The 7,564-nt window shown below is 57.4% G+C and carries 4 protein-coding genes; 3 read left to right on the forward strand and 1 reads right to left on the reverse strand.

Features of this window, described 5'->3' with window-relative positions; translation table 11 throughout:
- Positions 1 to 36: 36 nt before the first annotated feature.
- Complete coding sequence (locus BLV87_RS06115; RefSeq protein ID WP_139282129.1) at positions 37 to 3,270, reverse strand: AfsR/SARP family transcriptional regulator; 3,234 nt, start codon at positions 3,268 to 3,270, stop codon at positions 37 to 39.
- 237 nt (positions 3,271 to 3,507) lie between these two features.
- Between BLV87_RS06115 and BLV87_RS06120 the strand changes: the two genes are divergently transcribed.
- The 3 genes from BLV87_RS06120 to BLV87_RS19265 are packed head-to-tail and all read left to right on the forward strand — an operon-like array spanning position 3,508 to position 7,500.
- Complete coding sequence (locus tag BLV87_RS06120) at positions 3,508 to 4,119, forward strand: hypothetical protein (protein ID WP_139282130.1); 612 nt, start codon at positions 3,508 to 3,510, stop codon at positions 4,117 to 4,119.
- On the forward strand, positions 4,116 to 7,283 hold the full coding sequence (locus BLV87_RS06125) for an AAA family ATPase (protein ID WP_093066462.1): 3,168 nt from the start codon (positions 4,116 to 4,118) through the stop codon (positions 7,281 to 7,283). The genes BLV87_RS06120 and BLV87_RS06125 overlap by 4 nt, the downstream gene beginning before the upstream one ends.
- Before the next feature lie 43 nt (positions 7,284 to 7,326).
- A complete protein-coding gene (locus BLV87_RS19265) occupies positions 7,327 to 7,500 on the forward strand; it encodes a hypothetical protein (RefSeq protein ID WP_175517799.1) in 174 nt (57 codons plus the stop codon).
- Positions 7,501 to 7,564 lie beyond the last annotated feature (64 nt).

Raw genomic sequence — 7,564 nt, forward strand, 5'->3', positions numbered from 1 at the left:
TTGTTGCACGGGGTTGGTAGTTTTTTGCAGGCATTTTCAGGGGGTGGTTTCAGCACGCGTCCGGATGTCCTTATACAACTTCACGGTTTCCGCACCGGGCATAACATTCAAGCCTTCGCCCAGCACCTTGCGGCAACGTCCATAGGCAGCAAGGGCTTCGGATGGTCTGCCTAGGCTTTCGTAACAGCGCATCAGTCCTTGGTAAAAGCTTTCGACGAGCGGGTCGATTTCCAGCCCCTTGCGGTAGACCTGAATCGCCTGCTCCCAGCCGGAGGCTTTTTCCCAATACTCACCCACCGCTAAAGTGAAGCGTAACATCCGGCTACGCAGGCGTTCCGCCATATCCAGCGCCCAGCTTTTTTGCGCCCCCTTGCCAAGGAATGACCCCGCGTAAAGCGTACTCAGGGTTTGCCAGAGCCGTCTGACGGTTTCGCTGTGGGGGTGTGGGCTATCCAGTTGCTGCCGGAACTGTTCCAAGGTGCGCTCAAATGCCCACACATCCAGCCACACCTGTCGCGGGTCGAGGGATACCACCCGGTCTTTGAGGGTAATGGCCTGTTCAGTCCCCAGCAGTTTGCGCAGACGGTGCAACGTGGTGTGCAGGGAACGGGCGGCGGCATCACCACCCGCATCAGGCCACAAAATATCCATCAGCCGTTCGTCAGCAACATCACGCCCGCCCAAGGCAATCAGGGCTTTGAGCAGTTCCAGCGGGCGGTTTTGGGAAGGGGTTTCCAGCGTCAGCAGCTTGCCGCCCACTTCCACCACAAACGTGCCCAGAGCTTTAACTCTGACCGGCAGTGGCCAGTTGGCAGGGATACCGCCATTGGCTTCGTGTGGCAGCAACCCAGCTTGCCGGATCAGTTCCTGCACACGAGCGGTTTCGATCCCCCATTCCAGCGCAAAGCGCAGCAGCGGTTCGATCCAGTCCGGGAATGACCACAGCGGCAAACCCCAGCCCTGTTCCCTGCCCTGTTGCAGGGCGGCGGCGAGCAGGCGGGCAGCAGTGGCCTCCTCACCCATGCGCAAGCGCAACCAAGCTTCGGACAAACCGCAGTCATGCTCCATTTGCTGAAGGTAGGCTGCCCCCCAGCGGATTCTGGCCTGATCGAGTAGTGCCAATGCTTCCTGCGGCTGGTCGTGGGCAATCAAGGCCAGCGCCAGCCCGTGGCGGCAACGTGCCAGCGGGTAGACCGCGCCGTTTTCCAGCGCCAGTGCCAGTGCTGCCCGCCCGTGATCCACCGCATCGGCAAATTGCCCCGCCACCAGCGCCCGCCAGTTGAGCAGCAGCCGGTAATGGACGGTGTGGAAATTGGGTGGCTGGGAAGCCAGGATCAGGCGCATCTCCTCCAGATGACGGTCGGCTTCCGCCAGCCGTGCCTGCATCAGGCCGTTATAAGCGCCCACTGCCAGCAGGAACAGGTCGTACACATGCACGCCGGTCTCCTGCCCCAACGCCAGACCCTGGCGGACATAGGCACGGCTGGCGTCGTACTGCCCAGCAAAGCAGTCAACGAAGGCCAGTGACAGCAACAGGTGCAGGTGTTCCAGCGGCGATACCAGCTTGTCATGCCCAGCCGCTTCGTACAGGCGCAGGGTTTTGGCCCACGGGAACAGTTCCGCACTCCCCCCCAGATAAAAACCGATGGCGGAACCCAGTTGCCAGCGCAGGTTGGCTTCCAGTGGTAATGCCCACAACTGGCGGGCGCGTGCCAGCAAGGTTTCCGCTTGCGGATGGTCGGGACGGCGGTAGGACATGCCCATCAACACAGCGGACACCACCCTCGCTTCGCTGGCGGGTTCCCCCATAGCCGGGTGCTGGGCGTACACATGGTCAAAGCGTTGCAGCCACTGGTCGATGCCTTGGTGATTCTGCTGGGTCATCCACGACACCAACAGGGCACTGGCAAGCGTTTGGTACATACCGCTGGCGTCCCCTGCCTGCTCAAATAGCGGGTAGGCAGTGCTGAAACAGCGTCCGGCTGCCAACGGGTCATGCCCGTCAAAAGCAGCACCTTGCCAATAGAGCAACCAAGGTTGGGGGGCAAGCAGCGTTTCCGGCAGGCGTTGCAGCCAGCCCAGCAGGGTCTGGTGGCGGCCTTGCGCCAGTAGGTGCGGTGCTTGGGTGGCAATCATGCTGGCGGCGGTAAGCCAGTCACCGCCTGCCAACGCCAACTCAATGGCAACTTCCGGCTGCCCTGCGTCCCGCAAGATGTGGGCGGCTTGCTGGCGTAAGGCGTCAAGCTGCGAGCGCTCCCAGCGTTCCTGCCCCTGTTTCAGCAGGAAGGCGCGGAACAGCGGGTGGTAGCTGTAGACCGGCTCCGCCCCGTTGCTGCGGGTGAGGAAAAAATTGCGGTCATACAGGTTTTGCAGGATGCGTTCCGCCTGCGGGTGGGCAGTAAGCTGGCTGACTTGCGCCACCGGCATGGTGGGTAGCAGGGCGGACTGGAGCAGGAAGGTCTGGGTGGTGGCGGGCAGGCGTTCCAATAATTCACTGGCGAAATAGTCGAACACCAGTTCGGGGTTGTCGCCATCCTCCGGCGGTGGCAGGTCGGGATCTTTCTGCCATGCCCGGTACATCAGGATCAGTCCCGCCGCCCAGCCATCCACCGCCTGATGGATGCGGCGGATGTCAGCCTCACTGCGCCGGGTGGCAAGGCCATTTCCCAGCAGGCGGACAATGCCGATGGCCTCCACCTCCGTCAGGCGCAGGTCGTCACGGTCGAGCAGGCAGGCCGCATGGCGGGCAGCAAACCCCGCCACCCACGCAGGCGGCTTGTCGCGGCTGAGGAAAAATGCCTGAAAACCAGCGGGCAAGGCGGCGGTGAATTCGCGGAACAGCGGCTGCAAGGGTGAGTCGTGCGGCAATTCCTGAAAGTTGTCGAACACGAACACCACCGGGGGGATGAGGTCAGCGCACAGGCGTTCGGCGAAGCTGCGGGTGAAAATGGCGAGGTTGCCGTGGTATTCGGGGGTGAGGCTGGGCAGTGGCAGGTCTGGCTTGCACAGGTGATAGGAAGCTTGCGCGAGGTAGTGGAAAAAGGTAGCGGGGTCGGTGTCGCCTGCGTCGAGTTGGTACCAGAGGGCGGGGATCGTTTGGCTGGCGAGGTAGTCAACCACCAGCGTGGTTTTGCCAGCGCCTGCGGGGGCGGAAATCCATACCAACGGTTGCTGGCGGGCGGCTTGCAGTTGCCCGACCAAGGCAGCGCGGGAATAGAGGCTGCCGGTGCGGGGTGGGTTGATTTTGACGGCGGATTTTCCTGTGGTCATTGCAAGCCCCTGTTGACACTTCTGCATAAGTGTAGCGTCAAGCGTGCTAACTAATCTTGATAAAGGTGCAGAAAAGTTCAAGTAGTGTGCAAAAAAGTTATAACGGTTATGCGCCGGTATTTGGTTCACTGGGGGTATCCCGTGTGAGCAAAGCATCCCCACCATGACATAGGAGGGCGGTAGCGTGTTTGGACGAGTACATCTTGTGATTTGATATTTCACCGAAGGAGCGCAGCAATGCGGGCAAGGCCAATAGTCGGTGGCTGGGAGATTCCACGTATTACAGAGATACGCGCACAGGAATCGCGGCGGCTAGTGCGGCTACCGATACCGGGGCTTTCAGGGGATCTGCATCAGGATCTGGGGCGTAGTGCGCTGGTCGTGGAAATTGATGGTTCCCTCTATGGTGATGAGCCACGTGATGCATTCCTCAAAGAATTGCGGCAAAAGTTTCTCCTCGGTGAGCCTGTGGATTTTGTGGCAGATATTGTCAGCGAGTCCGAGCTGGAAGAAGTGCTGATTGAGGCATTGCAACTTGAGGAATCCACTGAAACACCAGACCAATTCCATTACCGTATCCGCCTGAGGGAATACACCGAACCTCCCGAACCGCCTGATATGGGGCTGGGCTTGGATCTGCAAGCCCCTGATCTGGATCTGGATATTGACTTGGGGCTGGATTTGCTGGATTTGCCCAGCCTGTTGGCTCCCTTGCCTGAGATTGGTGATCTTCTGCAACCGTTGAAACCTGCCGCACAGGGTTTGCATGATGCACTCAGCGGCGTTGGCGGCATCCTGGCTAAGCTTAATGACTTGTTTGATAATCCAGCGGGTGGAGGGGGAACATGACACTGAATGCAACCTTGAGTTTGCGTTTGGATGCCAGTGCCAGCATCAACGGTTTGCACGTTAGTGTCGGTACGGCATTAAGTGAAATGGATGCCATCTCCATGCCAGACCTGAAGGGGGATTTCATCCGTGTGCAGGAGTATGCTGGCAACAGTGATTTTTCTTCCATTGTCAGCACCTTACAGCAGGCGTTAGCTGAACTTACTCCGGTGTTGGCTAACCTGCCCGCCGCTAATGACACCTTGGCCTCCATCAATCAGGTGGTCGGGCTGGCTGACCGCCTTGGTACGCTGGATTTGCCAAATAGCATCCCTGAACTCGCGGCGGTTATTGACGGACAACTGTCTTATCAAGGGGATTTTCTCGGCAAGTTAAGCCGCTTGACTGAATTACTGGCGGGTAATGCCACAGTACAAGATGCCCGTGAACTGTTGCTCAGTTTTGTCAGCCTGACGGGGGGCAAGTTGGATGCTGATGACCTGAAATTGCCAGAGTTGGTGCCAGCCGTATTAGCGTTGGCGCAGTCGCTCGGTGGTTTGATGAGTTTGCATACGCTGTTAGAAGCAGGTCAACAGTTAGCCGTGGTGGTCAACAGTCAACTGGATGCCGACCATATCGCAGCAGGTGTGGAGCAGGTCGAAAAGCAACTTGGCCTGAATACCAGCCTGCCACTGACAGATTTTTTAAGAAATCTCGACATCAATGACCCCAGTCAGATACAGGCTGCCAAGCAGGCCATTGAAAATGCTATTGTTCCCGTGCGGGCGCTGGTGACGGCAGTGGCGGAGGGGATGGCCTTTGGCGAAGCGACATTGGTACATCTGGATGCCGATGGGCTGAAACACGCAGTACAGGAAACCACCCTCCAGCTCGGTTCCCTTAATATGACGCCGCTTGAGAGTGGTATCCAGAAGCTGGCCAAGCGTATTGAACCCTTGTTTGCCATCGACCTCGGTGCAGCCCCTGCGATGTCTCTGGACGGTTGGCTCAACCAGTTGGAAAGCCGTCTTGCTACACTGACGGCGGGTATCGGGAGTTTTGATGCCGCGAACCTCAGCCGCCCGATTACAGAGGGTATCAATGCCATCATGGCACTCCCGTCCGAGTTGGCACGGGCCTTGCTGCAATTGCGGCTTACCATACAACAGGCACTGGCAAGCATCCACGCAGCGGTGCGGGCGATCCCGATGGATGTGGTCGCCGATGCCACCCGGCAGGTACTGGCTCCGATTGCGGAGGCTCTGAGTTTTATTGGTGAGCTTGTCGGGCGTCTTCAGACAATCCTGGACACTACGGTCAGTACACTACAGACAGCCTTGGAAACCACAGAGGATGCTGTTGATGAGGTTACGGAGGCACTGCAAACCCTGTTTCAGGATGCCAAAAACTATATTGACCAGCTCAACCTCCAAGACGTCATCGGCGGGGTCGCGGAGGAGATCGAAACTTTCGCACAAAAACTGGCGCAAGCGGATATGAGTCCTTACTTTGGCACGGTGGTTGAGGCCATTAATACCACCACCAATGTGGTTGACAAAGTGCCATTTGAGTTGCTGCCAGATTCAATGGAGCAAGAGGTTGTTAATGTCGTGCGTCCCGTCAAGCAAACCAGTGTGGCTAATCTCCAACGCGAGATCGAAGCACTACTGCAAATCGGGCCGGATGGCAAGTTCCAGTTGCGCCCGGAACTGGAAAGTAGTTTGCAAGGGATTCAGGGAAAATACGATGAATTGTTGCAAACCATCCGCCAGCACGACCCGCACACGTTGTTGACCAGTATCAACGCTGAACTCGACAAGCTACAAACCCGCATTGAAACCCTGACGCCCACTGTTGCGCTGGAGCCAGTGCAACAAGCCATCAACGACATCAAAAGGGTAGTTGGCGGATTTGACCTCAATGCTGAATTGCAGCCGTTGCGTACCGGCTTTGACCAAGTGCTGGAAAAAGTGGACGAATTCCAGCCATCGGCACTGTTGCAGGAGACCGAAGCCCAGTTGAAGCAAGCCCGCGACAGCGTGTTTGGCAGCCTTGAACTGGATAGCTGGGCAGAAACGCTTACAAAATTGCGTGAACAGGCGCTGGCATTGATTGATCCGCTGGATCCGGCGCAGATCCAGCCGCAGCTTGAAGCCTTACTTGCCGACCTCCAGTCCCAAGCCGCCAATTTGCCCCGGCTGGAGCTGAGCTTTGCACTGGGTAGCCTGATCAGTGCGTTACTCGGTGGTGGGCGGCAACCCCGTGCAGACAGTTTTGTGGTGGTACTCGATTGGTTGCAAGGCGCATCCGCTATCCAAGCCCTTGCTACGCTGGCGCGTGATGCCGCCACCCTGATAGACACCGCCCGTCATGGGGTTGAGACAGTTGATCCTCAAGCCATTGTGATGCGTTTGCAACCGGCGTTGCGGGCAGTACGTGAGGCGGTCGCCCAGTTGCCGGACAGTGCTGCAAAAACCGAATTGAGTGCTTGCGCCAAGGCACTGGATATTGAAACCGCCTTGGCTGGTTTTAGCGTGCAGCGGCAACGCTATCTGGCAAGCTTGCGCCAAGCAAGTAACTGCTTTAACGAGCTGACCCACACTGGCCTGTCCGAGGTCGATATTGTTACCGGGCGCTTGCGGCTGGTCTTCTCCCCGCTGGATTTTGCACGCCATTTTATCCGTGACCTGCTCGCCGTACTCGGCATCACTGGTTTGGAATCAGGGCTGCATGATGTGGTTCAGCGTGTCTTTGCGGTAGCAACACCCGCACGTTTGGGGGGGATTTTGCAACCGATCTTCACCGCACTCAAAGGTCGTGTGCAGGATTTACTGGACAGTTTCCTCAATCCGATCATCAATGCCATCGGTGATTTGAAGGCACTAAAAGAGCAGTTTAGCTTGGTTGCGTTCATGCAAGAACTGGATGCCATACATGCCACGGCACGCGGTCAGATCGGGCAACTGTATCCCGATCAGCTACTCGGTGAAACCGTTGCGGCGTTTACCAATACCCAAGCGCAGGTGCTGGCCTTTGATCCGATGGAGCCATTGAACAATGCCTTGGAAGCCTTGCGTACCAATAATGCGCATGTACTCAGCAAGTTGGATGGGGAAGCCATTCTGGCTACTATACGCATCAACTTTAACCCGCGAAAGCGGTCTCCCTCTCTGGTAGGCTATTAGTTTTGCACACCGAATAGATCGACTTCGACAAGGAGACCGCGCATTGATACTGACAAAAGTAGCCACCGCATTGCAAGCCATCTTGTATGAAAAAGCGGACGCGTTAGCAAAAAAAGCGGCTTCATTCAACGCCAGCGCAAACTCAGCGGCTCGAACTTCATCCGCAGCTTGGTGTTTGGCTGGATGGGCAATCCTGCCAGCACATTGGATGGATTAAGTCGGACAGCCGCCTTCCAACAGCTCCCCATTAGTCCACAGGGACTGGACAAACGTTTTACCCA

This window comes from Thiothrix caldifontis (assembly GCF_900107695.1).
GTDB lineage: Bacteria > Pseudomonadota > Gammaproteobacteria > Thiotrichales > Thiotrichaceae > Thiothrix > Thiothrix caldifontis.